General features: G+C 64.8%; 30 protein-coding genes. 19 read left to right on the forward strand and 11 right to left on the reverse strand.

Annotated elements, in window-relative coordinates; translation table 11 throughout:
- The first annotated feature begins 61 nt into the window (after positions 1-61).
- Entirely contained in the window at positions 62-1,171 is a 1,110-nt protein-coding gene (locus GA0061098_RS29965) for a DUF2336 domain-containing protein (RefSeq protein ID WP_091964974.1), read from the forward strand.
- A gap of 15 nt (positions 1,172-1,186) precedes the next feature.
- Here the strand turns inward: GA0061098_RS29965 and mtaB are convergent, their stop codons facing one another.
- Together mtaB and dapF are read right to left on the reverse strand one after the other, a co-directional pair.
- Positions 1,187-2,440, reverse strand: coding sequence for a tRNA (N(6)-L-threonylcarbamoyladenosine(37)-C(2))-methylthiotransferase MtaB (gene mtaB, locus GA0061098_RS29970; protein WP_091964976.1), 1,254 nt, complete (start codon positions 2,438-2,440; stop codon positions 1,187-1,189).
- Positions 2,440-3,315 (reverse strand): diaminopimelate epimerase, encoded by an 876-nt coding sequence (gene dapF / locus GA0061098_RS29975; protein WP_091964978.1) that lies wholly within the window; start codon positions 3,313-3,315, stop codon positions 2,440-2,442. The genes mtaB and dapF overlap by 1 nt, the downstream gene beginning before the upstream one ends.
- Positions 3,316-3,542: 227 nt before the next feature.
- Between dapF and GA0061098_RS29980 the strand changes: the two genes are divergently transcribed.
- Both GA0061098_RS29980 and GA0061098_RS29985 read left to right on the forward strand, forming a co-directional pair.
- Positions 3,543-4,331 carry a GyrI-like domain-containing protein gene (locus tag GA0061098_RS29980; RefSeq protein WP_091964980.1) on the forward strand — a complete coding sequence of 263 codons (789 nt, stop codon included), beginning with the start codon at positions 3,543-3,545 and terminating at the stop codon, positions 4,329-4,331.
- A 5-nt stretch (positions 4,332-4,336) separates the two neighbouring features.
- On the forward strand, positions 4,337-5,050 hold the full coding sequence (locus GA0061098_RS29985; RefSeq protein ID WP_165637692.1) for an SIMPL domain-containing protein: 714 nt from the start codon (positions 4,337-4,339) through the stop codon (positions 5,048-5,050).
- 177 nt (positions 5,051-5,227) lie between these two features.
- On the opposite strand, the gene GA0061098_RS29990 is transcribed toward GA0061098_RS29985, so the two are convergent.
- Positions 5,228-6,292: an MBL fold metallo-hydrolase gene (locus GA0061098_RS29990; RefSeq protein ID WP_165637693.1), complete on the reverse strand. Its 1,065-nt coding sequence runs from the start codon at positions 6,290-6,292 to the stop codon at positions 5,228-5,230.
- 332 nt (positions 6,293-6,624) lie between these two features.
- Here GA0061098_RS29990 and ffh point away from each other — a divergent pair, with 332 nt between their 5' ends.
- From ffh to GA0061098_RS30025, 7 genes are all read left to right on the forward strand, one after another.
- Complete coding sequence (gene ffh / locus GA0061098_RS29995) at positions 6,625-8,172, forward strand: signal recognition particle protein (RefSeq protein WP_091964984.1); 1,548 nt, start codon at positions 6,625-6,627, stop codon at positions 8,170-8,172.
- An 86-nt stretch (positions 8,173-8,258) separates the two neighbouring features.
- Complete coding sequence (gene rpsP, locus GA0061098_RS30000) at positions 8,259-8,591, forward strand: 30S ribosomal protein S16 (protein ID WP_008133080.1); 333 nt, start codon at positions 8,259-8,261, stop codon at positions 8,589-8,591.
- A 9-nt stretch (positions 8,592-8,600) separates the two neighbouring features.
- On the forward strand, positions 8,601-9,158 hold the full coding sequence (rimM, locus tag GA0061098_RS30005; RefSeq protein ID WP_091964985.1) for a ribosome maturation factor RimM: 558 nt from the start codon (positions 8,601-8,603) through the stop codon (positions 9,156-9,158).
- A gap of 33 nt (positions 9,159-9,191) precedes the next feature.
- Entirely contained in the window at positions 9,192-9,947 is a 756-nt protein-coding gene (gene trmD / locus GA0061098_RS30010) for a tRNA (guanosine(37)-N1)-methyltransferase TrmD (protein ID WP_091964987.1), read from the forward strand.
- Between the two features lie 110 nt (positions 9,948-10,057).
- A complete protein-coding gene (gene rplS / locus GA0061098_RS30015; RefSeq protein WP_091964989.1) occupies positions 10,058-10,438 on the forward strand; it encodes a 50S ribosomal protein L19 in 381 nt (126 codons plus the stop codon).
- A gap of 410 nt (positions 10,439-10,848) precedes the next feature.
- On the forward strand, positions 10,849-12,255 hold the full coding sequence (gene leuC, locus GA0061098_RS30020; RefSeq protein WP_091964991.1) for a 3-isopropylmalate dehydratase large subunit: 1,407 nt from the start codon (positions 10,849-10,851) through the stop codon (positions 12,253-12,255).
- Between the two features lie 94 nt (positions 12,256-12,349).
- Positions 12,350-12,559, forward strand: a complete 210-nt coding sequence (locus tag GA0061098_RS30025; RefSeq protein WP_091964993.1) for a hypothetical protein — start codon at positions 12,350-12,352, stop codon at positions 12,557-12,559.
- A gap of 53 nt (positions 12,560-12,612) precedes the next feature.
- Here the strand turns inward: GA0061098_RS30025 and GA0061098_RS30030 are convergent, their stop codons facing one another.
- From GA0061098_RS30030 to GA0061098_RS30040, 3 genes are all read right to left on the reverse strand, one after another.
- Positions 12,613-13,140 carry a hypothetical protein gene (locus GA0061098_RS30030; RefSeq protein ID WP_091964995.1) on the reverse strand — a complete coding sequence of 176 codons (528 nt, stop codon included), beginning with the start codon at positions 13,138-13,140 and terminating at the stop codon, positions 12,613-12,615.
- A gap of 143 nt (positions 13,141-13,283) precedes the next feature.
- Complete coding sequence (locus GA0061098_RS30035; RefSeq protein ID WP_091965132.1) at positions 13,284-13,544, reverse strand: hypothetical protein; 261 nt, start codon at positions 13,542-13,544, stop codon at positions 13,284-13,286.
- A gap of 47 nt (positions 13,545-13,591) precedes the next feature.
- Entirely contained in the window at positions 13,592-13,867 is a 276-nt protein-coding gene (locus tag GA0061098_RS30040) for a hypothetical protein (RefSeq protein ID WP_165637699.1), read from the reverse strand.
- Between the two features lie 252 nt (positions 13,868-14,119).
- Here GA0061098_RS30040 and GA0061098_RS30045 point away from each other — a divergent pair, with 252 nt between their 5' ends.
- The 5 genes from GA0061098_RS30045 (at position 14,120) to GA0061098_RS30070 (ending at position 17,895) form a co-directional block, all read left to right on the forward strand.
- On the forward strand, positions 14,120-14,518 hold the full coding sequence (locus GA0061098_RS30045) for a metallopeptidase family protein (protein WP_091964999.1): 399 nt from the start codon (positions 14,120-14,122) through the stop codon (positions 14,516-14,518).
- 81 nt (positions 14,519-14,599) lie between these two features.
- Positions 14,600-15,205 carry a 3-isopropylmalate dehydratase small subunit gene (leuD, locus tag GA0061098_RS30050; RefSeq protein WP_091965001.1) on the forward strand — a complete coding sequence of 202 codons (606 nt, stop codon included), beginning with the start codon at positions 14,600-14,602 and terminating at the stop codon, positions 15,203-15,205.
- 80 nt (positions 15,206-15,285) lie between these two features.
- Positions 15,286-16,071, forward strand: a complete 786-nt coding sequence (locus GA0061098_RS30055) for a glycosyltransferase family 32 protein (protein ID WP_091965003.1) — start codon at positions 15,286-15,288, stop codon at positions 16,069-16,071.
- A gap of 217 nt (positions 16,072-16,288) precedes the next feature.
- A complete protein-coding gene (locus GA0061098_RS30065; RefSeq protein WP_091965007.1) occupies positions 16,289-16,708 on the forward strand; it encodes a hypothetical protein in 420 nt (139 codons plus the stop codon).
- Between the two features lie 338 nt (positions 16,709-17,046).
- Positions 17,047-17,895, forward strand: a complete 849-nt coding sequence (locus GA0061098_RS30070) for a Crp/Fnr family transcriptional regulator (RefSeq protein ID WP_245323695.1) — start codon at positions 17,047-17,049, stop codon at positions 17,893-17,895.
- 4 nt (positions 17,896-17,899) lie between these two features.
- On the opposite strand, the gene GA0061098_RS30075 is transcribed toward GA0061098_RS30070, so the two are convergent.
- The gene (locus tag GA0061098_RS30075) at positions 17,900-18,781 is read right to left on the reverse strand and encodes an HpcH/HpaI aldolase/citrate lyase family protein (protein WP_091965011.1); all 882 of its coding nucleotides are present in this window, start codon (positions 18,779-18,781) and stop codon (positions 17,900-17,902) included.
- A 169-nt stretch (positions 18,782-18,950) separates the two neighbouring features.
- On the opposite strand from GA0061098_RS30075, the gene GA0061098_RS30080 reads away from it, so the two are divergent.
- Entirely contained in the window at positions 18,951-19,592 is a 642-nt protein-coding gene (locus GA0061098_RS30080; RefSeq protein WP_091965013.1) for a carbonic anhydrase, read from the forward strand.
- 62 nt (positions 19,593-19,654) lie between these two features.
- On the opposite strand, the gene GA0061098_RS30085 is transcribed toward GA0061098_RS30080, so the two are convergent.
- A complete protein-coding gene (locus GA0061098_RS30085; RefSeq protein ID WP_091965015.1) occupies positions 19,655-20,689 on the reverse strand; it encodes an aspartate-semialdehyde dehydrogenase in 1,035 nt (344 codons plus the stop codon).
- 116 nt (positions 20,690-20,805) lie between these two features.
- Between GA0061098_RS30085 and GA0061098_RS30090 the strand changes: the two genes are divergently transcribed.
- Positions 20,806-21,594: a hypothetical protein gene (locus GA0061098_RS30090; protein ID WP_091965017.1), complete on the forward strand. Its 789-nt coding sequence runs from the start codon at positions 20,806-20,808 to the stop codon at positions 21,592-21,594.
- A 157-nt stretch (positions 21,595-21,751) separates the two neighbouring features.
- Complete coding sequence (locus GA0061098_RS30095; protein WP_201760161.1) at positions 21,752-22,141, forward strand: hypothetical protein; 390 nt, start codon at positions 21,752-21,754, stop codon at positions 22,139-22,141.
- 150 nt (positions 22,142-22,291) lie between these two features.
- Here the strand turns inward: GA0061098_RS30095 and GA0061098_RS30100 are convergent, their stop codons facing one another.
- Together GA0061098_RS30100 and leuB are read right to left on the reverse strand one after the other, a co-directional pair.
- Positions 22,292-22,933: a DapH/DapD/GlmU-related protein gene (locus tag GA0061098_RS30100; RefSeq protein WP_091965020.1), complete on the reverse strand. Its 642-nt coding sequence runs from the start codon at positions 22,931-22,933 to the stop codon at positions 22,292-22,294.
- A gap of 131 nt (positions 22,934-23,064) precedes the next feature.
- Positions 23,065-24,177, reverse strand: coding sequence for a 3-isopropylmalate dehydrogenase (gene leuB / locus GA0061098_RS30105; protein WP_091965022.1), 1,113 nt, complete (start codon positions 24,175-24,177; stop codon positions 23,065-23,067).
- A 131-nt stretch (positions 24,178-24,308) separates the two neighbouring features.
- Between leuB and GA0061098_RS30110 the strand changes: the two genes are divergently transcribed.
- Entirely contained in the window at positions 24,309-25,508 is a 1,200-nt protein-coding gene (locus GA0061098_RS30110; RefSeq protein WP_091965024.1) for a YbfB/YjiJ family MFS transporter, read from the forward strand.
- A gap of 109 nt (positions 25,509-25,617) precedes the next feature.
- Here the strand turns inward: GA0061098_RS30110 and GA0061098_RS30115 are convergent, their stop codons facing one another.
- Positions 25,618-26,400, reverse strand: a complete 783-nt coding sequence (locus GA0061098_RS30115; protein ID WP_091965026.1) for a molybdopterin-binding protein — start codon at positions 26,398-26,400, stop codon at positions 25,618-25,620.
- Between the last annotated feature and the right edge of the window lie 7 nt (positions 26,401-26,407).

The following is a 26,407-nucleotide window of genomic DNA, read 5'->3' on the forward strand; positions in this document are numbered from 1 at the left end:
CGCTAATGATGACGGTTGCTTAGAACAAGCTTCTGTAACCGCTCAGGATGAGCAGGGCGTGATGTCCAAGGCCGAGCTATCGATCATCGACGAGGTCGAATCCGCGATTCGCGCAGGCTCGGCGGAAAAGGGCCTGGAAACGGCCCGGCGCGTCACCGATCTGTTCCTCTCCTCCGCCGGCAGTTTCGACGACGAGCAGATCGCGCTGTTCGACGAGGTGCTCGAGCGCCTGATCGGCACCATCGAGCTTCGCGCCCTTGCCGACATGGGCGCACGCATCGCGCTCGCCGAGATCAGCGCGCAGCTGGCGCCGGTCGCGCAGGCGCCGCCCTCCGTGATCCGCCGCCTCGCCAGCAATGACGAGATCCGCATCGCCGGTCCCGTGCTGCAGGAATCCGCCCGCCTCGACGACGGCGAGCTGGTGAAGATCGCATCATCCAAGGGCGAGCCGCATCTGCTCGCGATCGCCGGCCGCTGGTGGCTGAAGGAGATCGTCACCGACACCTTGCTGGCGCGCCGCTATCCCAGCGTCAGCCGGCGGCTCGCCGCCAATCCCGGCGCGCGCGTCTCCGGAAACGGATTCGCCGCCATGGTCGGGCAGGCCGAGGCCGATCCCGAACTTGCCGTCAGCGTCGGCGTCCGCCTCGACCTGCCGTCGGAGCTGCGTCGCCGGTTGCTGCGCTCGGCGAGCGATGCCGTGCGCGCCCGCCTGCTGTCGCGCGCGCCGCCGCATCTGTTCGAGGAAATTCAGAGCGCGATCGCCGCCGTCACCGTCGGTGTCGATCGCGAGATGTCGGGCGTCCGCGATTTCGAAGGCGCCAAGCGGGCAATTGCAATGCTCAAGGCGACCGGCCAGCTCAGCGAAACGACGCTGTTCGGTTTCGCCACACAGCGGCGCTATGAAGAGACCGCCGCGGCGCTGGCGGCCCTGTCTGGATCGACCGTCGAGGTGATCCGCCCGCTGATGCAGAGCCTGCGCGACGACGGTTTGCTGGTGCCGTGCAAGGCGGCGCAGCTCAGCTGGGAAACCACCACCGCCGTGCTCGAAAGCCGTTTTGCCACAGGCGCCATGAAGCCGGCCGATCTTGCAAGAGCGCAAGGGCACTACGCGCGGATGACGCCGGAGAATGCAAAGCGGACGCTGCGGTTCTGGCAGGTCAGGGCGTCGTAGCTTCTTCCCAGCGAGTTATACGGTGAGCCGCTCGCCGTCACTGCCAGCAATCACAAGCGGCACGACGCTCCCGACCCGCCCGCCCGCAATCGCCACCGGCAGATAATGCTCCGTGCGGCCCTGCCCCTCGCTCTCGATCAACACGTCGCGTGTCGCGCCGATCTCGGCTTGCAGCCGCCTCCGCAGCGCCACTTCGCCCGCCGCACGCAGCCGCTTCGCGCGTTCCTTGATCACGCCGCCCGCCACCTGCGGCATCCGCGCGGCCGGCGTGCCGGGGCGGGGCGAATAGGGGAAGACGTGAAGGAATGTCAGGCCGCATTCCTCGACCAGATCGAGCGAGCGCGAGAACATCTCCTCCGTCTCGGTCGGGAAACCCGCGATGATGTCGGCACCGAACAGGACATCGGGGCGCAGGCGGCGGACCTGCTCGCAGAACGCGATCGCATCTTGCCGCGAATGGCGCCGCTTCATGCGCTTCAAGATCATGTCGTCGCCGGACTGCAACGACAGATGCAGATGCGGCATCAACCGCGCATCATCCGCGATGGCATCGAGCAGATCGTCATCCGCCTCGATCGAATCGATCGAGGAAATGCGCAGGCGCTTCAACTCCGGCACGTGCCGCAAGATCTGCTTCGTCAGCATGCCGAGCTTCGGCGCGCCCGGAAGGTCAGTGCCGTAGCTGGTGAGATCGACACCGGTCAGCACGATCTCGGCATGGCCGCGTTCGGCCAGCGCCCGCACCTGCTCGACCACCGCGCCCATCGGTACCGAGCGCGAATTGCCGCGGCCATAGGGGATGATGCAGAAGGTGCAGCGATGATCGCAGCCGTTCTGCACCTGCACGAACACGCGCGGCAGGCCGCTCGTATAGCCGTCGATGAGATGCGGCGCCATCTCCCTCACGGCCATGATGTCGCTGACAGCGATCTTCTCGCCGGCGCCGAGATCGAAGGCATCGCGCGCTTCGCGCCAGGCTTCGCCGCGCATCTTGTCGTCATTGCCGACGACGCGATCGACCTCGGTCATGTCGGCGAACATCGCAGCTTGCGTCTGCGCCGCGCAACCGGTGACGACGATGCGCGCCTCGGGCCGCTCGCGCTTCAATTTGCGAATCGATTGCCGCGCCTGCGCCACCGCCTCGTTGGTGACGGCGCAACTGTTGACGACGATGGTGTCTGAAAGGCCAGCACCCTCGGCCTCGCGGCGGATCACTTCGGCCTCGAAGGCATTGAGGCGGCAGCCGAAGGTGACGACGTCGACGGCCATCAGGCGGCCGGCGCAAACAGCGCCGGATCGAATTTGCCCTCATATTCGAAGGTCGCCGTGCCCGTCATCAGCACGTGATCGTCGCGTTCGCGCCATTCGATGCCGAGCTTGCCGCCGGGCAGCGTGATCTCGACATCGCGCTCGACACGCTTCAGGCGGGCCGCGGCCACTGCCGTGGCGCAGGCCGCCGAGCCGCAGGCCTGGGTCAGGCCGGCACCGCGTTCCCAGGTGCGAATCGTGATGTGCTGGGGATCGACGATATGGGCGAGCGTGATGTTGGCGCGCTCCGGGAAGATCGGATGGTTTTCGAGCAGCGGACCGAAGCGCTCGAGATCGTAGGCGTTGACGTCGTCGACCCAGAAGATCGCATGCGGATTGCCCATGCTCACGACGGAAGGCGAATGCAGGATGGGATTGTCGATCGGCCCGATCTGCAATTCGATATAGCGGGTATCGCGGAACTCTTCCGCCAGCGGAATGTCCTGCCAGCCGAACTTCGGCGCACCCATGTCGACGGTGTAGAGATCGGGTGCCGGCCCCTGCCAGGCATTGAGCAAGCCGGCCGCCGTCTCGAACGTCGCGGCGGTCTGCCCGTTCTTCTCGAAGATGCGCCGCACCACACAGCGCATGCCGTTGCCGCAGGCGCCGGCCTCGGAGCCATCGTTGTTGTAGATGCGGATGAAGGCTTCGGTGCCGTCGAGCTGCGGCTTCTGCAGCACCATGAGCTGGTCGTAGGCCACGCCACCGTTCGCGGACGCCACCGCGCGGGCGTCGTCCGGCGTCACCTTTGCTGCGGAATCGCGCATGTCGACAACGACGATCTCGTTGCCGATGCCGTTCATCTTGGCAAATGCGTGGTTGGCCAGCGCGCTCATGAAAATTCCCGAATTTCGCCTGTCTTATATGGCGATCCTTGGCGGCTTGGCCAGTGATTTGCCGCCGGGCGCCAGGAGGACTGCCAGGAGGGCTGCCATGACGCATCTGTCATGGGACGAATTTGGCAACCGCGTGTTAGAACGGCGAAAGTTCGCGCGAACCGGGACGCGCGGCCGGGCGCAGGACGGATTTAGGCCTTCGTGGACAGGGCCTTGGGGAGAATAAAATGATCAGGTTTCGTCGTCTCGCTCTGGCCGCGCTGATCCCGGCAGCGGCCATGTCGCTTGGCCTGTCCGAGGTTCTGGCGCAGGCACCGAGCCCGTCGCCCGCCGCGTCGGCAAGTCCCTCTTCGACAAGCCCTGCGCCGGCGCCATCGGCGTCCCCCTCCCCGGCCGCAAGCGCTTCGCCCGCGCCCGCGCAAACCCCCTCGCCGGCGGCCAGTGCCTCGCCTGCGCCGGCGGCAACGCCGTCGCCTGCCGCCAGCGCCTCACCCGCAGCCAGTCCGACGGCTCCACCACCCGCGGCCGCCGCGACACCCGCCCCGGTGCAGACCGCCGATCCGTTCGGCCTGGAAACCACGCTCGAGGCCAAGAAGGTCGTGATGGTCAAGGGCACTGCCAATTGGGACTCGGCCTTCGACACGCTGATCGACGCCTTCAAGGCGCTGAACACGCTCCTGGACAAGCAGGGCATCAAGCCATCAGGCAATGCGATGATCGTCTACACCTCGACCGACGACACCGGCTTCACCTTCCTTGCCGAGATCCCGGTCGAGCAGGATCCCAAGAACCTGTCCAAGGACATGAGCATCGGCAAGTCGCCGGAGGGCAAGGTGCTGAAATTCGTCCATCGCGGTTCCTACGACAACATGGACAACACCTACGAGGCGATCACCAATCACCTCGACGACAAGAGACTGGAAGCCAAGGACACCTTCATCGAGGAATACCTCACCGATCCCCTGAAGACGGCAGAGGACAAGCTCGTGATCAACGTTTTCGTGCCGCTGAAGTGAGACCAATGAAAAAGACTGCCGTACTTGCTACGTCCCTTGCCGCCGTTTTCGCCGCAACGCTGCTGTCAACGCCCGCGCTTGCCGATGATTTTCCATCCGCCATCACGGTGAGCGGCGAGGCCAACATTTCTGCGGCGCCCGATCTCGCGCAGATCGACGCCGGCGTCGCCAACGACGCCAAGACGGCGAAGGAAGCGTCCGATGCCAACAACGCCGCGATGGGCAAGGTGCTGCTGGCGTTGAAGGGCGCCGGCATTGCCGAGAAGGATTACCAGACCTCGCGGCTGTCGCTGCAACCGCAATACGGCCAGAACAAATCCACCGGCGCATCCCCGGTGGTCGGCTTCCGCGCTTCGAACCGCGTCACCGTAAAAATTCGCGACGTGACCAAGGTTGCCACCATCATCGACACGCTGGTCGGCGCCGGCGCGAATGATATCGGCAACATCTCCTTCGAGGTGACGCAAGCCTCGAAGCTGCTCGACGACGCGCGCGAGCAGGCGGTCGTGGACGCCCGCCGCAAGGCCGAGATCTACGCCAAGGCCACCGGCGTGACGCTGGGCGCTCCGCTCAGCGTGTCCGAAGGCGGCGCCCCGGTGCCGCTGTTCAAGGCGCGGATGGCAACGCCGACGGCAGCGCCGCAAGCCGCGGTTGCGCCCGGCGAGGAGACGCTGTCGGTGACGGTGAATGTGAGCTGGGCGATCAAGGCGGGGCAGTAAGAGGCACACTGCCCGCCCAAACAACGGTGGTCGTCCCCGCGAAGGCGGTGACCCATAACCACAGGGAGCAGTGCGGGGCAAAACTCCCACTCCGAATCTTCGCCAAACATCTCCCTGTGGGTATGGGTCCCGGATCTGCGCGCGCTTGACGCGCGCTGGTCCGGGACGACAGCGGGGCTAAATCTCCACCACCTGCCCCGGCTGCATCGCCACGAACCGCTCCTGCGGAAGCTTCGCGGCGTCGAGCGCTTCCACCAGCGCCTTGGCCGGCGCGTCGATCGCCTCATCCGTGAGCTGGAACGTGCCGTGATGATGCCCGAGCGCGGCCTCGGCGCCGCAATCGCGTAGCGCCTTCACCGCGTCCTCCGGATTCATATGCTGATCGCGCATGAACCAGCGCGGCTCGTAGGCGCCGATGGGGAGAATCGCCAGCCGCAGCTTCCCATGCTTCTCGGCGACGCGGCGAAAATGCCGGCCATCGCCATACCCGGAATCGCAGACGACGTAGATTTTCCCCGCAGGCGTCTCCAATACAAAACTCGCCCACAGCGCCTTGTTGCGATCGAACATGCCGCGCGCCGTCCAATGCCGGGTCGGCACCACGTGCACGGCGATGCCGCCGCCGAGCTCGACGCGGTCGTGCCAGTCGAAGGCCTCCACCTTGATCGTGGAATCCCAGCTGCGCATCGTCACGTCGTTGCCGAGCGGGGTGACCACGCGCGGGGCAAAATTCTTGGTGAGCCGCGATAGCGTCGCGATGTCGAGATGATCGTAATGGCCGTGCGAGACCAGCACGACATCGATCTTCGGCAGCTTCTCGAAGGCGATGCCGGGATCGTTGTGCCGCTTCGGCCCGGCCCAGGCGACCGGCGAGACCCGCGTCGACCAGACGGGGTCGACCAGGATGTTGAGGCCCCCGGTCTGGATCAGCCAGCTGGCATGCCCGACGAAGGAGAGCCGCACCTTGTCGCCGTCGACGCGGGCGGGCGGGGTGTCAGCATGGGGGCTGGGCGCCCAGTCGGGCCAGGTGGCGCGCTGCCGCTTGCCGCCGAGCTGCCAGCGCAGCACCTCCCGAAGCGATTTCGGCGGCGCGCCGTCCGGATCGAAGAAGTTCAGACCGTCGAAATGATCGGAGGCGGGACCGTCATAGGTTTTCATGCGGGACATCCAAAGGGACGGGACACCGACCAGGGCGCCGGCCCCGGCAAGCAGTCCGAACAGGCGGCGGCGGGTGATCGGCACGGCGGGCTTCAGGAATGGTGGTGGAGGTAAGTCATCACCTTCTATATGGGCGGGGCCGAAGGAAAAGGAACCGGCCGTCAAAAGGGCCCTGTTTTCAGGATCTTACCCTGGCAAGGCCGCCCCGGCGCCCTAACTTTCCTTGACTTTTGAGCGTGAGCGGCGTTTAACCCGGCCACTTTCTCGGAAAGGCTTTCTTTTCGACCCGCCGACTGGTCCTCGAGGCCAGAGGTCAACGCCCGACAGCGCTGTGCGCCCTCGGGCGTAAAGGTGTTTGGACTTTCTTCTCCCTCGCCCCGCTCTTGCGGGGGGAGAGGTAAAACAGGACAACGGCATTGTTCGACAATCTGTCGGAACGGCTTGGTGGCATTCTCGATCGTCTGACGGGGCGCGGTGCGCTGACCGAAAAGGACGTCGACGCCGCGATGCGCGAGGTGCGCCGCGCGCTGCTGGAAGCCGACGTCGCGCTGGAAGTGGTGCGCAGTTTCACCGAACGCGTCCGCGAGCAGGCGATCGGTGCCACCGTCGTCAAGTCGGTCACCCCCGGCCAGATGGTGGTCAAGATCGTCCACGACGAGCTGATCAACACGCTCGGCGCCGAAAGCCAGACCATCGACGTCAATTCCGTGCCGCCGGTGCCGATCATGATGGTCGGTCTGCAAGGCTCCGGTAAAACCACCACCACTGCAAAGCTCGCCCGCCGTCTGGTCCAGCGCGACAAGCGCAAGGTGCTGATGGCCTCGCTCGACGTCTATCGCCCGGCGGCGATGGAGCAGCTGGCCGTGCTCGGCCGCGACCTCGACATTCCGACCCTGCCGATCGTGGCGGGACAGCAGCCGCCGCAGATTGCCAAGCGCGCGCTGGAAGCCGGCAAGCTCGGCGGCTACGACATCGTGCTGCTCGACACCGCCGGCCGCACCACGCTCGACGAAGATATGATGGCGGAAGCAGCCGCGATCAAAGCTGCGGCCAATCCGCACGAAGTGCTGCTGGTTGCGGACTCTCTCACCGGTCAGGACGCGGTCAACCTTGCGCGCGCGTTCGATCAGCGCGTCGGCCTCACCGGCATCGTGCTGACACGAGTTGACGGCGACGGCCGCGGCGGTGCTGCGCTGTCGATGCGCGCGGTCACCGGCAAGCCGATCAAGCTGATCGGCACCGGTGAAAAGACCGACGCGCTGGAAGATTTCCACCCCGACCGTATCGCCGGCCGCATCCTCGGCATGGGCGACGTGGTCTCGCTGGTGGAGCGCGCCGCCGCCAATATCGACGCCGAGAAGGCCGCGCGCACCGCCGAGCGCATGCGCAAGGGTCAGTTCGACCTCAACGACATGCGCGAGCAGCTGCTGCAGATGGCCAGCATGGGCGGCATCAGCGGGCTGATGGGCATGATGCCCGGCATCGCCAAGATGAAGAACCAGATCGCGGCCGCGGGGATCGACGACAAGATCCTGAAGCGCCAGGTCGCGGTGATCGATTCCATGACGCGCGACGAGCGCCGTCATCCCGATTTGCTCAAGGCCAGCCGCAAGAAGCGTATCGCTGCAGGGTCCGGCCAGAGCGTCGAGCAGGTCAACAAGCTGCTCAAGATGCACCGGAACATGGCCGACGTGATGAAGGCGATGGGCTCGGGCAAGCGCGGCCCGCTCGCCGGCATCGCGCAGGCCATGGGCTTTGGCGGCGGTATGAAGCCGCCCTCGCCGGAAGAGATGAAGGCGCTGCAGGAGAAGATGCAGAGCGGCGGCGGACAGGGTTTGCCCAGTTTGCCGAAGGATCTGCCGGCCGGCTTGCGTCAGGGCCTGCCGAATGTGCCGGGGCTCACGGGCCTCAGCGGCAAGCCGATGCTGCCGGGCCTCGGCGGCTTCCCCGGCAAGAAGAAATGAGGAATTCGTCGCACGGGATCGATAAGCGTCCCGCGCAACGCGGAATACCAATCAACCGAACAAACTGTACTTTGAAGGAGAACTGAATGTCCGTCGTTATCCGCCTCGCCCGCGCAGGCACCAAGAAGCGTCCCGTCTATCACGTCGTCGTCGCCGACTCGCGCTTCCCGCGCGATGGCCGCTTCATCGAGCGTCTCGGCTATTTCAACCCGCTGCTGCCGAAGGACAACGAGACCCGTCTGAAGCTCGACATGGACAAGGTGAAGGCCTGGCTCGCCAAGGGCGCGCAGCCGTCCGACCGCGTGGCGCGTTTCCTCGACGCTGCCGGCGTCAAGAAGCGCGAAGCGCGCAACAATCCCGAGAAGGCCGTGCCGCGCAAGGAGCGCAAGGCGCAGGCCGAAGCCGCCGCGAAGGGCTAAGGCTAGATCATGTCGGCGCTGGTCTGCGTCGCGCGGATCGGCGCCGCGCATGGGGTGCGCGGTGCGGTCAAACTGTGGACCTTCACCGAGGATCCCTTTGCCGTGAAGCGCTACGGTCCGCTGCTGTCCAAGGACGGCAAGCGCCAGTTCGAGGTCGCAACGGCGCGCGAGGCCCGGGATCATCTGGTCGCGACGTTCAAGGGCGTCACGACCCGCGATGAGGCCGAGCGCCTCAACGGCATCGAGCTCTACGTCGCGCGCGACAAGCTGCCCGCGACCGACGCGGACGAATATTACCACACCGATCTGATCGGGCTCGCCGCCGTCACCACGGACGGCGATGCGCTCGGCCGCGTGCTCGCGATCCACAATTTCGGCGCCGGCGACATCATCGAGATCGCGCCCCCAAAAGGCACGACGATGCTGCTGCCGTTCACGAACGCAGTGGTGCCGGAGGTCGACATCGCCGGCGGCCGCGTCGTGATCGCGCTGCCGCAGGAGGTCGAGGGCGAGGACGAAAACAACGATCCCTCCGCGAGTCGTCCCCGCGAAAGCGGGGACCCATAACCACAGCCCGTGGTTTTGGCTAAGCTGATCGACATGACCAATCCCTCACCCTGGCGCGCGACGGTGCTGACGCTGTTTCCGGAGATGTTTCCGGGACCGCTGGGCGTGAGCCTGGCTGGCCGGGCGCTGGCGTCCGGGCTCTGGGAGATCGAGGCGCGGGACATAAGGGCGTCCGCCACCGACCGCCACCGCAGCGTTGACGACACCCCGGCCGGCGGCGGGCCGGGCATGGTGCTGCGGGCGGATGTTCTGGCGGCGGCCATCGATGCCGCCGAGATCGCCCCCGAGCGGCCGCGCCTGCTGATGAGCCCGCGCGGTCGGCCATTGACCCAGGCCCGGGTTGCCGAGCTCGCCGGGGGCCCCGGCCCCCTGATCGTCTGCGGGCGCTTCGAGGGGATCGACCAGCGGGTGATCGACGGGCGGGGCCTGGAAGAGGTCTCGATCGGGGATTACGTGCTGTCCGGGGGCGAAATCGCCGCTTTGGCCCTGATCGACGCCTGTGTGCGGCTGCTGCCGGGCGTGATGGGCAAGGAGGCCTCGGGAACCGAGGAAAGCTTCTCCGATGGCCTGCTTGAGTACCCCCAATACACCCGCCCGCAGCTGTTCGAGGGAGCCCCGATCCCGGAGATCCTGACCTCCGGCGACCATGCCAAGGTGGCCAGCTGGCGGCGGGCGCAATCCGAGGCCCTCACGGCAGCCCGGCGGCCCGATTTATGGGCCCTGATCCCCCCCAAGCCGGCGAATCGGGTCGGTCGCCAAAAAACGCCAAAAAACAAGACAGACGGGTGACAAACGCTCCGGCTTGCCTTATAGGAGCGGCCACATCCGCAATAGCTGGATCAACGAATTTCGCGCAGCCCCCGTTTCTCACGGCTGGGCGCGCCGATGGAGATTACCCCATGAACCTGATCCAACAGCTCGAAAAAGAGCAGTTCGACAAGCTCTCCGCCACCAAGGAGATTCCGGAATTCGGTCCCGGCGACACCGTGATCGTCAACGTGAAGGTCGTCGAAGGCGACCGCACCCGCGTGCAGGCCTATGAAGGCGTCTGCATCGGCCGTTCCGGCGGTGGCCTCAACGAGAGCTTCACCGTTCGCAAGATCTCCTACGGCGAGGGCGTGGAGCGCGTGTTCCCGGTGATGTCGCCGATGATCGACTCGATCAAGGTGGTGCGCCGCGGCAAGGTGCGTCGCGCCAAGCTCTATTATCTCCGCAGTCTTCGCGGCAAGTCCGCCCGCATCGTCGAGAAGACCGAGCACGCCAAGGCCGTCAACGAGTAGGCTCCGCCATCAGGCAAGTTTTCGAAAGCGCGGGGCTCGGCTCCGCGCTTTTTTGTTTTGCCCACCGTCATTGCGAGGAGCTCTGGCGACGAAGCAATCCAGACTGTCTGCGCGGGCGCATTCCTGGATTGCTTCGCTCCGCTCGCAATGACGAACTTGAAGCCCTCGCGCTTTTACCGCTGCATGCTATATAGCTTCTAGAATGTTTCCAGATCCGACCAGCCTCGCCCCCGTCAAGCGCATCGTCATCGACGATCGCTCGCGGCTGCCTGGCCGGTTCTTCGGACGTTTCGCGACCTCGGCAACGTCAGAGCTTACGCGCGCAGCCTAAAAGCTGCGCTGACGATTTTGTTGCCCGCGCGCCGCGCGCGCCTATCCGCTGACATAACATTCTTTCGGAGCTGACGCTCATGTCCAAGCCGACCACATTGTACGACAAGATCTGGAACGACCATCTGGTGCACGAGGCCGAGGACGGCACCTGCCTGCTCTATATCGATCGCCACCTGGTGCACGAGGTGACCTCGCCGCAGGCGTTCGAAGGCCTGCGTGCCACCGGCCGCAAGGTTCACGCGCCCGAGAAAACGCTCGCCGTCGTCGACCACAACGTGCCGACCACCGATCGTACCAAGCCGAATCCCGATCCTGAAAGCATCGAGCAGATCAAGGCGCTGGCCGAGAACGCCAAGGAATTCGGCATCGAATATTACAACGAGTTCGACAAGCGCCAGGGCGTCGTCCACGTCATCGGCCCCGAGCAGGGTTTTACCCTGCCCGGCACCACCATCGTCTGCGGTGACAGCCACACCTCGACGCATGGCGCGTTCGGCGCGCTCGCGCACGGCATCGGCACGTCGGAAGTCGAGCATGTGCTGGCGACGCAGACGCTGATCCAGAAGAAGGCCAAGAACATGCGCGTCACCGTCGATGGCAAACTGCCCGATGGCGTGACGGGCAAGGACATCATCCTCGCCATCATCGGCGAGATCGGCACCGCGGGCGGCACCGGCTACGTGCTGGAATACGCTGGCGACGCAATCCGTGCGCTCAGCATGGAAGGCCGCATGACGGTCTGCAACATGTCGATCGAAGGCGGCGCGCGCGCCGGCCTGGTTGCGCCCGACCAGAAAGCGTTCGACTTCCTGCGCGGCCGCCCCAAAGCCCCGAAGGGCGCTGACTGGGACGCGGCGATGCGCTACTGGGAAAAACTGCGCTCCGACGAGGGCGCGCATTTCGACAACGAGTTGCGCCTCGATGCCGCCAAGCTGCCGCCGATCGTGACTTGGGGCACTTCGCCTGAGGACGTCATCTCGGTGACCGGCATCGTGCCCGATCCTGATAAGATCGCGGACGAGGCCAAGCGTCTCTCCAAGCATCGCGCGCTGAAGTACATGGGCCTGACCGCGGGTACGAAGATCACCGACATCAAGGTCGATCGCATCTTCATCGGCTCCTGCACCAACGGCCGCATCGAAGATCTGCGCGCTGCGGCAAAGATTGCCGAAGGCAAGACCGTTTCAGCGCATGTCAACGCCATGGTCGTGCCGGGCTCCGGCATCGTGAAGGAGCAGGCCGAGGCCGAGGGTCTGGACAAGATCTTCCTCAAGGCCGGCTTCGAATGGCGCGAGCCCGGTTGCTCGATGTGCCTTGCCATGAACCCGGACAAGCTGGCCCCGGAAGAGCGCTGCGCCTCGACCTCGAACCGCAATTTCGAGGGCCGCCAGGGTTTCAAGGGCCGCACCCATCTGGTGTCGCCGGCGATGGCGGCAGCGGCGGCGATCGCGGGTCACTTCGTCGACGTCAGGGACTGGCGCTAAGCTACTGCCTGCAATTGTAGCGATCGCGGCAAACCGCCGTTAAACGATCGCCTGACACTCTCGTCCTCGCGAGGTTTTCGCGAGGACGCGCGCCATGGCCAATAAGCCTGAATATGTCGACCTGATCGGCGAGGCCACGCGCCAGCACCGCCGGCGCGCGCCACGCTTGCACATCGTCGCCAAGCCCGAGGTCGAGGAGACCTCGAAGCTCAGCCGCTGGCCGCCTTCGATGTTCAAGCAGTGGAAGGTCGAGACCCTGATGCGGTGGAAAGCTTCGTCTTGGAAGCTGAAGGATTGGCTGTAGCCGCCGGATAGACAAAGGGCGCCGCTAAGGCGCCCTTTTCACTTTGGTCGTGCTTACCAATACCGATACGGACGATGCCAGCGGCAGATGCGGCGCGGGCCGTAATAGGTCCAGATGACCCGGCAGCGGCGCGGATAGTGGTAGTAGGGATAATAGCCGCCGACATAATAGCGCCGGTGGAAGTGGCGATGGCCGAAATGGGGACGATAGCCCCAGTGGCGGTGATAGCCGCCATAATGACGGAATCCGCCGTAGCGAATGCCGCCGCCGTGGAAGGCCGGCCCGGCGCGGAAGCCGCCGCCATGAAAGCCGCCGCCGCGGAAGCCGCCGAAATGTCCGCCGCCACCGCGGAAGCCACCGCCGCCGTGAAAATGTCCGCCACCACCATGCCCACCGCCGCCGTGCCGGACCTGCGTGACGAGGTCGTCGGCCGCAGCTTTCGTCGCAGGTGACGTCGCCGGATTGATCAGGGTGAGCGCTTCAGCGCGATGCGCGCTCCCGGCCGACAGCATCAGCGTCGCCGCAGCCGCAATCCCGAGCAGGCGCATCGGGCCTGCCCTGAGACCCAAACTCCTCAGCATGGACTTCTCCCTGAATCTGGACAGCGGAGAGGCGATGCTCGTTCCCGGCCCGCGTCATCCCTGTTCAATTGCAGTCGCTCCCGAGGGCAAGCTAGGGGCGGCGACGTGAATGCCTCGTGAACGAACGGCGTAGCGCTGCGACGTCACCAGAACGGCCCGTAGCCGAACACGAATGGTGCGGGCACGCCGTAGGGATAAGGACGGTAGTGGACGGGCCGCGCGTAATAGCGGGGATCATGGCGCACGACAGGCCGCACAATGCCATGGGTTCGCGCGGGTCGCCGCACATCGAAAACCGCGATCCCGGCCGAGGCCTCCGGAATCGTACCCCTTTGCGCAGCGAAAGCGCGAGGCAGGCCCGCCGCTAGCGCGACGACAACGGCCAATGCAAACCATCTCGCCATGACGCCCCCTTGAGGCTCCCGCGCTGCGCGCAGGCGTCGAACCGGCATCAGCCGGGGCGCCAGTAGCAGCTCATGCGCGGCACGATCACCGTGCCGCTGGGCCGGAATTCCTGCACATAGGTCGCGTTGCATTCGCGGACCGCATTGGGACCCGGATTGTAGCGCGGATAGACGCCGTCAGGGCTGTAATAGGGCGTGACTCGCAAGCGTGGCGGTCGCTTGCGTGTCGGCGGGGCATCAGGCGGGGCTGCCTGGGCGAGGCGAATCTCGGGGCCCGCGGTCTGCGCCTCGGCGCCAACGCAAAACGGCGAAAACAACCCCATGCACAGTAGCGTCAGCGCTGTTTTCGCTCGCATTTTTCCGCCCACCTGAAACGTCCCATTCGAGGCCCACGCTCCCCGTTTTGGCGGCGCCCGTCAACCTCGCCGCGCTTTATAAAGCGGGATGCATCAGCGGGAAACCCGCGCTGGAGCCCGTTTCAATGGAATTGAAACCGGCTCCAGATTCTTACTTTGACGCGTTTTCTTCACGCGAAGCGGTATCCACTTCGCTCGAAAACGCTTTAGAACAGCCCCATGTGGACAGAATTGAAAGCGCCTTCGCTGGCCGAGATGGAAGCGACGGCACACGACATCTTCGAGCGCCTGCCGGCGGAATTTCGTAGGCTGTGCGAGGGCGTGATCCTCCGCGTCGACGACTTCCCGACCGAGGAGGTCCTGGACGAGATGGAATGCGAGAGCGAGTTCGACCTGCTCGGCCTGTTCCAGGGCGTCGGCCTGCCGCAGCAGAGCTTTGGCGACGTGGCGCGGCTGCCCAACATGGTCTGGCTCTACCGCCGGCCGATCCTGGACTACTGGGCCGAGCACGACGAAAGCCTGGGCCATATCGTCCGCCACGTCCTGATCCACGAGATCGGCCATCATTTTGGCCTGTCGGACGACGATATGGCGGCGATTGAGGCGCAGGCAGAGTAGACCTGCCCAATTCGGCCTAGGATTCCGACCCCGATCGCGATAAATACCTGTTCCCCTAGACCCATCCGGGAAAGCGCAACCATGGACAAGTTCACCACGCTGGAAGGCGTCGCGGCGCCGCTGAAGATCATCAATGTCGACACCGACATGATCATTCCGAAGCAGTACCTCAAGACCATCAAGCGCACCGGCCTTGGCAAGGGGCTCTTCTCCGAGCAGCGCTACAAGGACGACGGCAGCGAGAATCCGGATTTCGTTCTCAACCAGCCCGCCTATCGCAATGCCAGGGTGCTGGTCGCCGGCGACAATTTCGGCTGCGGTTCGAGCCGCGAGCATGCGCCCTGGGCGCTGCTCGACTTCGGCATCCGCTGCGTGATCTCGACCTCGTTCGGCGACATCTTCTACAACAACTGCTTCAAGAACGGCATTCTGCCGATCCGCGTCTCGCAGGAAGACCTCGACAAGCTGTTCGACGATGCCGAGCGCGGCGCCAATGCGACGCTGACGATCGACCTGCCGAACCAGGAGATCCGCGGTCCCGACGGCGGCAAGGTCAAGTTCGAGATCGATCCGTTCCGCAAGCACTGCCTGATCAACGGCCTCGACGACATCGGCCTGACGATGGAGAAGAAGTCCTCGATCGACACCTATGAGGACAAGCGCAAGCGCGAACGCGCCTGGGCCTGAGCTCGCGTCTTCATTCAGCCCCGGTGCTATCAGCGCCGGGGCTTTTTCTTTGTCTCGCTTATCCCGTATAGCTTCGCCGCATGCTGCCCGAGATCGTCACCTTCTGGCACGGCCCGATGGACGCACTGCGCCAGACCTGTCTGCGCTCGCAGCTCGCGGCCGGCCACAAGGTCACCGTCTACAGCTTCGACACCATTCCCGGCCTGCCCGCCGGCGTCGCAAACGCAGATGCCGAAGCGATCCTGCCGCACGCGTTCTCGGAACGCTTGCGGCCACCGCAACCGGACGGAAGCTGGCGCGACTGGACCACGCTGCAGTTCAGCGATTTCTTCCGCATGAAGCTGATGGCGAAGAATCTCGGCCTCTGGCTCGACGCCGACGTGCTGCTGCTAAAGCCCGTCGAGATCAATCCGGCAAAGCCCTACTTCGCCTGGGAGCGGCCGCGCCAGCTCGGCAATTCCGTGATCTACCTGCCGCCCGGGCACGGCATCGTTGCCGCCTTCGAGGAGCTGATGGAGCAGGAGGAGCTGACGCCGAACTGGCTGTCGGTCCGCCACCGCATCACCTTCATGATGCGCCGCCTGCGCGGCGGCTCAAGCCGTCTCTCGGATATCCGCGTCGCGATCTTCGGGCCCGCGGCACTCACCGCACTCGCGCGCCGCACCGGTGAGCTCGCCTGCGCGCTGCCGAAGCAATCGTTCTACGCGGTGCATGCCGAGCCAAAATTGTTCTTCGATCCCTCGAGCTATCTCGGCCTCGTCACCAACCCCGAGATCATCGGCCTGCACATCTCGCCCAAGGGCCGCGGTGGCGAGAAGCCGATTCCAGGCAGCCTGTATGCCTGGGCGGCGGAGCGGTTTAGCTGAGCACTTTCGTGTCCCGGACGCGGTGCGGCACGTAGTGACGCTCCGCAGAGCCGGGACCCATCTTGTCGCATTTCTGGGTCCCGGCTCTGCGCAGCAGCGTTGCACGCTGCAGCGCGTCCGGGACACGCGACCGCTTTTCAATTTGATCCAGCGCAACGCGCGCCTGCACCATTGTGCCTAATCTGGCTCTAACTCCACGATCCCAACGGAGCCTCGCATGAGCACCGCAAGCAGGCCATATCCCATCGTCCAGGACCTCATCGACTCCTTTGCGAGCTGGCTGAAGCATCGCCGCGAGCTGAACGAGATGCGGCAGCTCGATCGCGCCGATTTCGACCGGATCGCGAGCGACTTGAGAATCGCGCCTGACGATCTCGAGGAACTGGTCCGCCACGGCAAGCATTCTGCCGACGAGCTGCCAATGATGCTGCAGCAGCTTGGCATCAGCGCCGAAGGGCTGGGCCGCGCGCAGCCGCTGCTGCTCCGCGACATGGAGCGGGTCTGCTCGCTCTGCAACAACAAGGGACAATGCGACCGCGATCTGGCCGACGGCACTGCCGCGGAGAACTATCACGGCTATTGCGGCAACGCCGCGACGCTGGAATCGCTCGATCGCGCCGATGTCGCGCCGCGGTGAGGCGGCGCAGAAGATTTCGCTCGCCGCACACTCATCAATCCCTACCTTGGATCGGCGCAAGGATGTCTGCTGTACCGCTGATAGCCGGGTATAGCAGATCTCCCCAGAGGTCCGCGCCGGGTCAAGGTTAAACTCGCGCGCTGCCGCAACCATCACTGGTCGATCAGCACGTGGTGCACCTCGCCGAGCGGCAAAAGATCGCGAATAGTATGATGTATGCAAGATCCCGTTTGCACGAGGAGGATTCCGGCAAGGTCTCCGCAATTATCCGTGCTTGATCTCGACGAATGGCTCTGTTTGGATAGTTTCCCTTCGGGCAATTCGTATTTCGGATAATCATGGCAAATGAAGTAGATCGATCCCATCGTTCATTGGGTGCGCGTTCACAAGAAAGCATCGTGACCGTCCACCGCGCGGGCATCGGGAATCGGTTACTGGCGGCGTTGCCGCCGGCGGATCTCGGCTTGCTCACGCCCTACTTCCAGAAGGTCTCGTTCGAACCCGATGCCGTCCTGGTGCGGTCGGGCGATGAGCTCGACCCGGTTTATTTTCCCCATAGCGGCGCAATCGCCTTCATGCTCGATATGCCGGACGGGCAAACGGTCGCAACCACCTTGATGGGACGGGAAGGCGCTTTGGCCTCGTTCTCCGTGCTCGGCCCGTCGCTTTCATCCGTGACCGCGGTTACTCGCATAGCCGGCACAGCATCGCTGATTTCCGCCGCCAAATTTCGCGCCGCCTTTGCGCAAAGCACAGCCATCAGGAACGTCGTGCAGGTCCACGCCCGCGCGGTGTTATTGCAGCTCCAGCACGTAGCCGCTTGCAACGCGCTGCACCGGGTGGATGGCCGCATGGCGCGGTGGCTCCTGCAGCTTCACGACCGCGTGCCCGACGACCGGCTTCCGGTGACGCAGGAGGCGCTTGCGCAACTCCTTGGGGTGCGACGGACGACAGTAACTCTGACGATGAGCAAGCTACGCGAGGCCGGCGCGGTCCCGTCCGACGGGCGCGGGTTTGTAGAGATCGATCGGGCGCGGCTCGAGAAGGTCGCCTGCGATTGTTATGCGCTCATGCAGCACAACATCGATCGGATGTATTGCGAGGAATTGGCCGCACCGTCCTCTGCTCTTGGCGAACGGAAGATGGCCGTTTGTCGCGGAAAAGCGGATATCGCTTTTTCGAGTTGACGCTTCAGCCCTTGCTCATCGCGGCAATAGCATCCGCGATTGCGATCGTGCGCCGGGCCATGTCGGCGTGCAGTCGCTCGACCATTGCGCCGTCGAGGCGGATCGCGCCGCGCGAGACGTTCTCCGGCAGCTCGAACGCCGCGATGATTTTTCGCGCGCGCGCGACCTCCTCCTCGGGCGGCGTGAAGATCGCGTTGCAGGCGTCGATCTGCGAGGGGTGGATCAGCGTCTTGCCGTCGAAGCCGAGATCGCGGCCCTGCGCGCATTCGGTGGCAAAGCCGTCGGAATTGGCGATGTCGCTGTAGGGGCCGTCGAGGATTTCGAGGCCGTGGGCTCGCGTCGCCAGGATGCAATGCGTGATCATCGGGATCATCGCGGCGCGGCCGGGCAGCATCTTGATGCGCGTTTCGCGTGAGATGTCGTTCGGGCCGAACACGAAACCGGAGAGACGCCGCGATTGATCGCGCCCGGCCTCGGCCAGCTCCTCCGCGTGCAGCACGGCGCGGGCTGTCTCGATCATGGCCCAGACCTTCACCGTCGGCGCCGCGCCAAGCTCGGTAAGACGGAGGCCGATCGTATCGAGATCTTCGACACTTGAAACTTTTGGAACCAGGATTCCGTCGGGCGAGGCCTTGGCGGCCATGGCGAGATCGTCGGCCCACCAGGGCGTGTCGAGGCCGTTGGTCCGGATCAGGATCTCGCGCTTGCCGAACCCCTTGGCGGCGATGGCCGCCGCAATTCCATCGCGCGCGGCCGCCTTGGCGTCGGGGGCGACGGAATCCTCGAGATCGAGGATCAGGCCGTCGGCGGCGAGATTGCGCGCCTTTTCCAGCGCGCGGGGATTGGAGCCGGGCATGAACAGATGGCTGCGGCGCGGGCGGGTCATGCAAGCGTTCCCTTCGGTTTCCTCAGGCGGCTGTAGAGCACGATCCGGAAAACTGTGCGGCGGTTTTCCGGCAAGGATCATGCTCAAGCCAACAGCCACAGGCGATAACATCTGGCCTGCCTATTCGAAAGGCTTGTTCGCCCCGGCGGTATATGTTTAGGCATAGGCCATGACCGCATTCCCAGAGCATTTGCTGGAAGGCTACAGGGCCTTCGCCACCCAGCGGCTGCCGACCGAGCAGACCCGCTACCGCGACCTGTCGGTGAAGGGGCAGTCGCCGGAAGTGATGGTGATCGGCTGCTGCGACAGTCGCGTCTCGCCCGAGGTGATCTTCGACGTCGGCCCGGGCGAATTGTTCGTGGTCCGCAACATCGCCAATCTGGTGCCGGTGTATCAGCCCGACGGCAACGCGCATGGCGTCTCGGCCGCGCTGGAATATGCGGTGACGGTGCTGAAGGTGAAGCACATCGTGGTGCTCGGCCACGCCCAATGCGGCGGCATCCGCGCCTTCGTCGACAAGATCGAGCCGCTCACGCCCGGCGACTTCATCGGCAAATGGATGCAGATGTTCATCAAGCCGGGTGAAGTGGTCGAGCAGCGCGAGCGCGAGACCATGGCGCAATTCGTCGAGCGCATCGAGAAGGCCGCGGTGTTCCGCAGCCTGGAAAACCTGATGACGTTCCCGTTCGTGCAGAAGGCGGTCGACAGCGGCCAGATGCAGACCCACGGCGCCTATTTCGGCGTCGCGGAGGGATCGCTGTTCGTGCTGGACAAGGCGAGCAAGGAATTCAAGAGGGCGAATGGTGAGTAGCGAATGGCGAGTTGCGCATAGAAATCTCTATTCGCCATTCGCTACTCACCACTCGCCTGCTTTCAGGCCGCCTTCTTCTTCGCGCTGATCAGCTTGCGGTTGATCAGCACTTCCGCGATCTGGATCGCGTTGAGCGCGGCGCCCTTGCGCAGATTGTCGGACACGCACCACAGCACGAGGCCGTTCTCCACCGTCGCGTCCTCGCGGACGCGGCTGATGTAAGTCGCGTCCTCGCCGGCCGCTTCGTACGGCGTGGCGTAGCCGCCGGGCTCCTGCTTGTCGATGACGAGGCAGCCGGGCGCCTTGCGCAGGATGTCGCGCGCTTCATCCGCACTGATCGGATTCTCGAACTCGATGTTGACGGCTTCGGAGTGGCCGACGAACACCGGCACGCGCACGCAGGTGGCGGAGAGCTTGATCTTGGGATCAAGAATCTTCTTGGTCTCCGCCATCATCTTCCACTCTTCCTTGGTGTAGCCGTCCTCCATGAAGACGTCGATGTGGGGGATGACGTTGAAGGCGATGCGCTTGGGGAATTTCTTCGCGATCAGCTCGTCGTTGGTGTAGACGGCCTTGGTCTGCGAGAACAGCTCGTCCATCCCGTCCTTGCCGGCGCCCGAGACCGATTGATAGGTCGAGACGACGACGCGCTTGATGGTCGCCTTCTCGTGCAGCGGCTTGAGCGCGACCACGAGCTGCGCGGTCGAGCAGTTCGGGTTGGCGATGATGTTCTTCTTCTTGAAGCCTTCCGTCGCGCCTGCGTTCACTTCCGGAACGATCAGCGGCACGTCCGGATCCATGCGCCAGGCCGACGAGTTGTCGATCACGACCGCGCCGGCGGCGCCGATCTTCGGCGACCATTCCTTCGATACCTCGCCGCCGGCCGACATCAGGCAGATGTCGACGTCGGAGAAGTCGTAATGCTCGAGCGCCTTGCACTTCAGGGTGCGGTCGCCATAGGAGACCTCGACACCGACGCTGCGGCGTGACGCCAAGGCCACGACCTCGTCCGCGGGGAATTTGCGCTCATCCAGGATGTTGAGCATTTCCCGTCCGACATTGCCGGTCGCGCCGACGACTGCGACTTTGTAACCCATCGTTCACTCTCCGATGAAAAAGCCCGTTCCCGAAGCTGACGCTTAAACAGGAAGAGCAGCGCTTCTATGCGAGAACCGGCCTCAAGACAACGTTGGACCATGCCTGAAGGCCGTGGATGCAGTCGCCTGAGGCCAGCACGGCCGTTAGCCCTACCCAGATCCAGCTGACGCTCTTGGCTATCGCCGATGAGGTCGTCGGCACGCTGGCGCATCTGGTCGCCTATGTGGGGGCGCTCGCGCTGTTTGCCATCCTCGCCCTCGCCGCGCTGGGCCAGCTGCCCGAGCTGCGCGGCGATGATCCCGCAGACAAGCCGGGCTGGAGCACGGGCGACCGATCGCACCCGGCCTTCGCCCTTAGCCGGATCGATTCATCAGAGAAAACAGCCTCTTACACCATCCTTCGGCATCCCGAAGGCGGCCGCAAAGACGTGATGCGGTGGGCGAGCGCGGCGGACCAGCCGCTGGCCGAGCTCGAAATCTATCGGGAAGGCGGCGAGTTCGATGTGGCCCGTCCTGTAGCAATGGACCTCGCCATCCAGATGGGTCTCGGGGCGGCCACCTCGCTCGAGCAAGCCGGGCTAATCGAGACGAAATTCGGTCCCGTCGCCCTGTTCCGGCCGATCGGCACGGACAAGGGGACGCCGGCTTGCCTCGGCTACCTCAAGCGCAACGAGGAGCCGGCCTTGCAGATCTCCGGCTTCTCCTGCCAGGGCGATACCCTGCCCGCCCGGCGTGCGGCGATCGCCTGCACGCTGAACCGGCTGACGCTGCTGACCTCCGGCAACGAGCCGAAGCTGGCGGAATTGTTCGCCCGTGCCGAGCTGAAGCGCCGTGCTTGCGACCTCGCGGGCTCGCCGGACTGGCTGCTGGGCGCCGCCAACGCGCAATTGCGCGGGGCGCTTTGATCGGCATCAAGCCCAAGTGGCTGGTATTGATGCAACTTTTGCCAGCGCGCACGATTATTCCGAGCTGGTGTGACCCAATAGACCTAGTTGCAATCACCCCGGCCGGGCTACTATGGGGGTGAAATCGACTGGCGGCCTGCCGCCTGAAGGGGACGTGATGAGCTCGAAATTCTCTGCCAAATTGGCGACCTTGTTTGCAGCGGGCGCCGTGATTGCCATGTCCTCTGTCATTGGTTTGGCGACGCCGGCCTCGGCCGACAACAAGACCAAGCGCTATGACGAGCGCGGCCGGCACTATTACGGCCCGAGCGGCCCCAACGCCGTCTACCAGCAGGGCCGCACCCGCATCTATGTGAGCAAGCGCTCCTGGCTCGACGGCGGCACCGAGGTCAATCCGGGCGACCGCAAGTTCTCCGACTACGCCTTCCCGCCGGCGGTTGGCTATCCGTCCTTCGCCCGCGAGAACCTCAACCGCCCGATCGACCGCCAGCCGCTCTCGCCGCCGCAGGACGTCGGCGGCTATCCGCAGAATTTCCCGCTGTACTGAGCGGACAGCGATCCGAATCAAAAGGCCGGGCTTACGCCCGGCCTTTTTGTTTTGGCGAGATGCCGTAGGGTGGGCAAAGGCGCTGAAAAAGCGTCGTGCCCACGCTGTCTCTCAATGGCAAAAAGATGCGTGGGCACGCTTCGCTTTGCCCTACGATTCCGCAAACACCGGATCATAGCGCTTGCAAAACTCTTCGATCACTTCGGAGCGGAAATCGGCGAGGCGCCCGAAGATGAGCTCATCCGGCCAATCCCACCAGGCGATGCGGCGCAGGCTGTCCGCAACGGAATCAGGAAAGCGCTTGCGGATCGGGCGCGCGGGAACGCCGCCGACGATCGTGTAGGGCTCCACATCGCGGCTGACGACCGCGCCTGCCGCAATCACCGCGCCGTCGCCGACGTTCACGCCGGGCAGCAGGATGGCGGCGTGTCCGATCCAGACATCATTGCCGACGATCACTCGGTCGCCGCGGCGGTCCGCGAAGAAGTCACGATCACGCGTTGCGCCCGTCTCGTAATATTCCGGGCAATAGGTGAAGCGATGCTGGGACGGCCGGCCCATCGGATGATTGGGCGCACCGATCCGCACCGAATTGGCGATGGCGGTGAATTTTCCGATTTCCGCGTCGGCGACCTCGCAATTTTCGCCGAGATAGGAGTAGTCGCCGAGCGAGGCATATTCGATGCGGGTATGGCTGAGGACCTCGCAGCGGCGGCCGATCTGCGCCTCGCGCTGGCGCACCGTGTCATGGATGATGGTTTCCGCGATCTTGGGGCGGGGCGAGGTATCCATGAGGTGCTCCGAGAGCAGGTGCCGTAGGGTGGGCAAAGGCGCAACGCGCCGTGCCCACCATCTTTTTCTAATCGCACTCAGAACGTGGGCACGCTTCGCTTTGCCCACCCTACGAGAGCTGCGCTTGCCGCTTACGCGTGCAGCTTCTGCAATTCCTTCAGGATCGCTTCGCCCATCTGCGTGGTCGAGGCGGCCGTGGTGCCTTCCGACTTGATGTCGGCGGTGCGCAGGCCGCTGGCGAGCACGGCGGCGATCGCGGCGTCGACCTTGTCGGCGAGCGCGCCCATGTCGAAGGAGTAGCGCAGCGCCATGCCGAAGGACGAGATCATCGCAATGGGATTGGCGAGGCCCTGGCCTGCGATATCGGGCGCCGAGCCGTGCACCGGCTCGTACAGCGCCTTGCGCTTCTTGCTCTTGACGTCGACCTCGCCGAGCGAGGCCGAGGGCAGCATGCCGAGCGAACCCGTCAGCATCGCCGCGATGTCGGACAGCATGTCGCCGAACAGATTGTCGGTGACGATGACGTCGAACTGCTTCGGCGCCTTCACCAGCATCATGCCGCCGGAATCGGCGAGCTGGTGCTCGAGCGTGACATCAGGATATTCGCGCTTGTGGACCTGGGTCATGACCTCGTTCCAGAGCACGCCCGACTTCATGACGTTGCGCTTCTCCATCGACGTCACCTTGTTCTTGCGCTTCCTGGCAAGCTCGAAGGCGACGCGGCCGATGCGCTCGATCTCATAGGTGTCGTAGACCTGGGTATCGACGGCGCGCTTCTGGCCGTTGCCGAGATCGGTGATGGTCTTGGGCTCGCCGAAATAGACGCCGCCGGTGAGCTCGCGCACGATCATGATGTCGAGGCCCTCGACCGCCTCGCGCTTCAGGCTGGAGGCATCGGCCAGCGCCGGATAGCACACGGCGGGACGGAGGTTGGCGAACAAGGCCAGATCCTTGCGCAGGCGCAGCAGGCCGGCCTCCGGGCGCACCTCGTAGGGCACCGCGTCCCACTTCGGGCCACCGACCGCGCCGAAGATGATGGCATCGGCGGCAAGCGCCTTGGCCATGTCGCCTTCGGAGATCGACACCTTGTGCGCGTCATAGGCGGAGCCGCCGACGAGGCCGGTATCCGTCTCGAACTTGGCGATCCCGGCCGAATTGAGCCAGTCGATCAGCCGCTTCACCTCACCCATCACCTCGGGGCCGATACCGTCGCCGGGAAGCAGCAGCAGTTTGTGGGTCGCCATGGTCGTTTCCTCTGAGATCGATTTCGGCCGGAGTGCTAGAGCGGCGTTGCGCGCTTGGCAAGACACCATTGCCGGGGTGCGGCTGTGCAAGGCGGACGGAGCCTGCCACACTGGGTAGGCCGGAGTACCCCTTGCACGTCCAAGACCGCCCGCCCTACGCGCATCCCGCGCGGCTGATCCTGACCCTGTCGCTGGCGGCCACCGTCGGGCTCGGCATCGGCCGCTTTGCTTATGCGCTGGTGCTGCCCGACATGCGGGAGGACCTCGGCTGGTCCTATTCGGCCGCCGGATTCATGAACACCATCAACGCCGTCGGCTATCTCGTGGGCGCGCTTGTGGCCTCGCGCCTGATCCAGCGCGTCGGCTGGGCGCCCGCGATCCGCGGCGGAACCCTCGCCTGCCTCGCCGCGCTCGCCATTTGCGCGCTGACGGGGAATTTCGTCGCGCTGAGCCTGGCGCGCCTCGTGCTGGGTCTCGGCGCCGCGGCCGGCTTCGTCGCCGGCGGCGCGCTGGCTGCGACCATCGCCCAGTCACGCCCGGAGCGGGCCAATTTCCTGCTCAGCCTGTTCTATGCCGGGCCCGGCATCGGCATTCTGTCCTCGGGACTGATCGCCCCGTTCACGCTGCAATATTTCGGACCGGGCTCGTGGTGGATGGTGTGGTGGGCGCTGACACTGCTCTCGGCCGCGATGACCGTGCCGCTGTTCCTGATCCGCATCGAAAGCGGCGCGCGTTTCTCGGAAGGCAGCCACGCCGCCTTCGCGATTCGTCCTGTGCTGATCTACCTCGCGGGCTACTTCCTGTTCGGCGCCGGCTACATCGCCTACATGACCTTCATGATCGCCTATGTGCGCGACGGCGGCGGCGGGGCCGCAGCGCAGGCGGCGTTCTGGGGCCTGATCGGCCTGTCCGCCTTCGTCACACCCTGGGCCTGGCGCGGCGTGTTGGCGCTCGATCGCGGCGGATTGGCCACCGCCATCATCCTCGGCACCAACGCGTTAGGAGCGGCCCTGCCGATGCTCGGGCATTCGCCGGCTTGGCTCGCGGTCTCGGCCGTGGTGTTCGGCGTCGCCTTCTTCGCCGTGGTCGGCTCGACCACCGCCTTCGTGCGCTTCAACTATCCGCCAGGGATGTGGCCGACCGCGATCGCGGCGATGACGATCTCGTTCGGCGTCGGGCAAACGCTGGGGCCGATCGTGGTCGGCGCGATCACGGACGCGCTGGGGAGCTTGAGCTACGCGCTGAATGTATCGGCAGCGCTGCTGGCGCTGGGGGCGGTCGCGGCGTTGTGCCAGCGGAAAGTGGGGCCAGCCAAGGAACCGGTGCTGTAGGGTGGGCAAAGGCGCACTTGCGCCGTGCCCACGATCTCTCTCGGATTGCAACAAGCGCGTGGGCACGCTTCGCTTTGCCCACCCTACGGCAGCTCCGCCGGAACGACGATCAGCTCCCGCTAAACGAATTATACCCCTGGTCTTCCCAATAGCCGCCCTTGTAGTCGTTGGTGACTTCCATCGAGACCACGTATTTCGGGTTCTTGAAGCCGAGCTTTGTCGGCACGCGGATCTTCATGGGGAAGCCGTAGGCGCGCGGCAGGATCTCGTTCGCGTATTTGAACGTCATCTGGGTCTGCGGATGCAGCGCGCTGCGCATGTCGAGCGGCGAATTATAGCCGTCCTTGTCGGCACACTGGAACCAGACATATTTGGCCCGCGTGTCGGCGCCGATCAGCTTGAGGAAATCGCGCAAGGGTGTGCCGGTCCAGCTGCCGATCGCGCTCCAGCCCTCGACGCAGATATGGCGGGTGATTTGCGTGACCTCAGGCAGTTTGTAGAGTTCGTCCAGCGTCCACGACTTCTTGTTGTCGACGAGGCCTCGTACCTCGAGCTTCCAGTCGGCGCCAGCGACGTCGGGCGCGTCGTCGAGATCGTAATAGGCATTGAACGGAAACGGCTTTGTAATCGCGCTCTCGGGAAAGGTCGGCGCCAGCGCATCGGGATTGAAAATGAAGGCCTGCACCGCGTCGTTGAATTTCGAGACCTGCTTCAGCATCTCCTCGGCCGAGGACGAGTCGATCACATCGCAGCCGGTGAGCAGCGTCAGCGCGCCGAGGCTGGCGCCGCCCGCGATGAAGCGGCGGCGGGTGACGTCGGGCATCGTCTTGATGGAATCCTTGATCAAGAGCCGCTTGTCGACGCCGGGGATCAGGAATGAACGCTTTGCCATGTTATCC

It is taken from the genome of Bradyrhizobium shewense, from assembly GCF_900094605.1.
GTDB lineage: Bacteria > Pseudomonadota > Alphaproteobacteria > Rhizobiales > Xanthobacteraceae > Bradyrhizobium > Bradyrhizobium shewense.

Bases quoted from the DNA above. Each gene is read 5' to 3' on its own strand.
- GA0061098_RS29965 (WP_091964974.1), top strand. From the start codon at position 62: ATGTCCAAGGCCGAGCTATCGATCATCGACGAGGTCGAATCCGCGATT.
- mtaB (WP_091964976.1), bottom strand. From the start codon at position 2,440: ATGGCCGTCGACGTCGTCACCTTCGGCTGCCGCCTCAATGCCTTCGAG.
- dapF (WP_091964978.1), bottom strand. From the start codon at position 3,315: ATGAGCGCGCTGGCCAACCACGCATTTGCCAAGATGAACGGCATCGGC.
- GA0061098_RS29980 (WP_091964980.1), top strand. From the start codon at position 3,543: ATGATCAGGTTTCGTCGTCTCGCTCTGGCCGCGCTGATCCCGGCAGCG.
- GA0061098_RS29985 (WP_165637692.1), top strand. From the start codon at position 4,337: ATGAAAAAGACTGCCGTACTTGCTACGTCCCTTGCCGCCGTTTTCGCC.
- rpsP (WP_008133080.1), top strand. From the start codon at position 8,259: ATGTCCGTCGTTATCCGCCTCGCCCGCGCAGGCACCAAGAAGCGTCCC.
- rimM (WP_091964985.1), top strand. From the start codon at position 8,601: ATGTCGGCGCTGGTCTGCGTCGCGCGGATCGGCGCCGCGCATGGGGTG.
- trmD (WP_091964987.1), top strand. From the start codon at position 9,192: ATGACCAATCCCTCACCCTGGCGCGCGACGGTGCTGACGCTGTTTCCG.
- rplS (WP_091964989.1), top strand. From the start codon at position 10,058: ATGAACCTGATCCAACAGCTCGAAAAAGAGCAGTTCGACAAGCTCTCC.
- leuC (WP_091964991.1), top strand. From the start codon at position 10,849: ATGTCCAAGCCGACCACATTGTACGACAAGATCTGGAACGACCATCTG.
- GA0061098_RS30025 (WP_091964993.1), top strand. From the start codon at position 12,350: ATGGCCAATAAGCCTGAATATGTCGACCTGATCGGCGAGGCCACGCGC.
- GA0061098_RS30030 (WP_091964995.1), bottom strand. From the start codon at position 13,140: ATGCTGAGGAGTTTGGGTCTCAGGGCAGGCCCGATGCGCCTGCTCGGG.
- GA0061098_RS30035 (WP_091965132.1), bottom strand. From the start codon at position 13,544: ATGGCGAGATGGTTTGCATTGGCCGTTGTCGTCGCGCTAGCGGCGGGC.
- GA0061098_RS30040 (WP_165637699.1), bottom strand. From the start codon at position 13,867: ATGGGGTTGTTTTCGCCGTTTTGCGTTGGCGCCGAGGCGCAGACCGCG.
- GA0061098_RS30045 (WP_091964999.1), top strand. From the start codon at position 14,120: ATGTGGACAGAATTGAAAGCGCCTTCGCTGGCCGAGATGGAAGCGACG.
- leuD (WP_091965001.1), top strand. From the start codon at position 14,600: ATGGACAAGTTCACCACGCTGGAAGGCGTCGCGGCGCCGCTGAAGATC.
- GA0061098_RS30055 (WP_091965003.1), top strand. From the start codon at position 15,286: ATGCTGCCCGAGATCGTCACCTTCTGGCACGGCCCGATGGACGCACTG.
- GA0061098_RS30065 (WP_091965007.1), top strand. From the start codon at position 16,289: ATGAGCACCGCAAGCAGGCCATATCCCATCGTCCAGGACCTCATCGAC.
- GA0061098_RS30070 (WP_245323695.1), top strand. From the start codon at position 17,047: ATGGCAAATGAAGTAGATCGATCCCATCGTTCATTGGGTGCGCGTTCA.
- GA0061098_RS30075 (WP_091965011.1), bottom strand. From the start codon at position 18,781: ATGACCCGCCCGCGCCGCAGCCATCTGTTCATGCCCGGCTCCAATCCC.
- GA0061098_RS30080 (WP_091965013.1), top strand. From the start codon at position 18,951: ATGACCGCATTCCCAGAGCATTTGCTGGAAGGCTACAGGGCCTTCGCC.
- GA0061098_RS30085 (WP_091965015.1), bottom strand. From the start codon at position 20,689: ATGGGTTACAAAGTCGCAGTCGTCGGCGCGACCGGCAATGTCGGACGG.
- GA0061098_RS30090 (WP_091965017.1), top strand. From the start codon at position 20,806: ATGCAGTCGCCTGAGGCCAGCACGGCCGTTAGCCCTACCCAGATCCAG.
- GA0061098_RS30095 (WP_201760161.1), top strand. From the start codon at position 21,752: ATGAGCTCGAAATTCTCTGCCAAATTGGCGACCTTGTTTGCAGCGGGC.
- GA0061098_RS30100 (WP_091965020.1), bottom strand. From the start codon at position 22,933: ATGGATACCTCGCCCCGCCCCAAGATCGCGGAAACCATCATCCATGAC.
- leuB (WP_091965022.1), bottom strand. From the start codon at position 24,177: ATGGCGACCCACAAACTGCTGCTGCTTCCCGGCGACGGTATCGGCCCC.
- GA0061098_RS30115 (WP_091965026.1), bottom strand. From the start codon at position 26,400: ATGGCAAAGCGTTCATTCCTGATCCCCGGCGTCGACAAGCGGCTCTTG.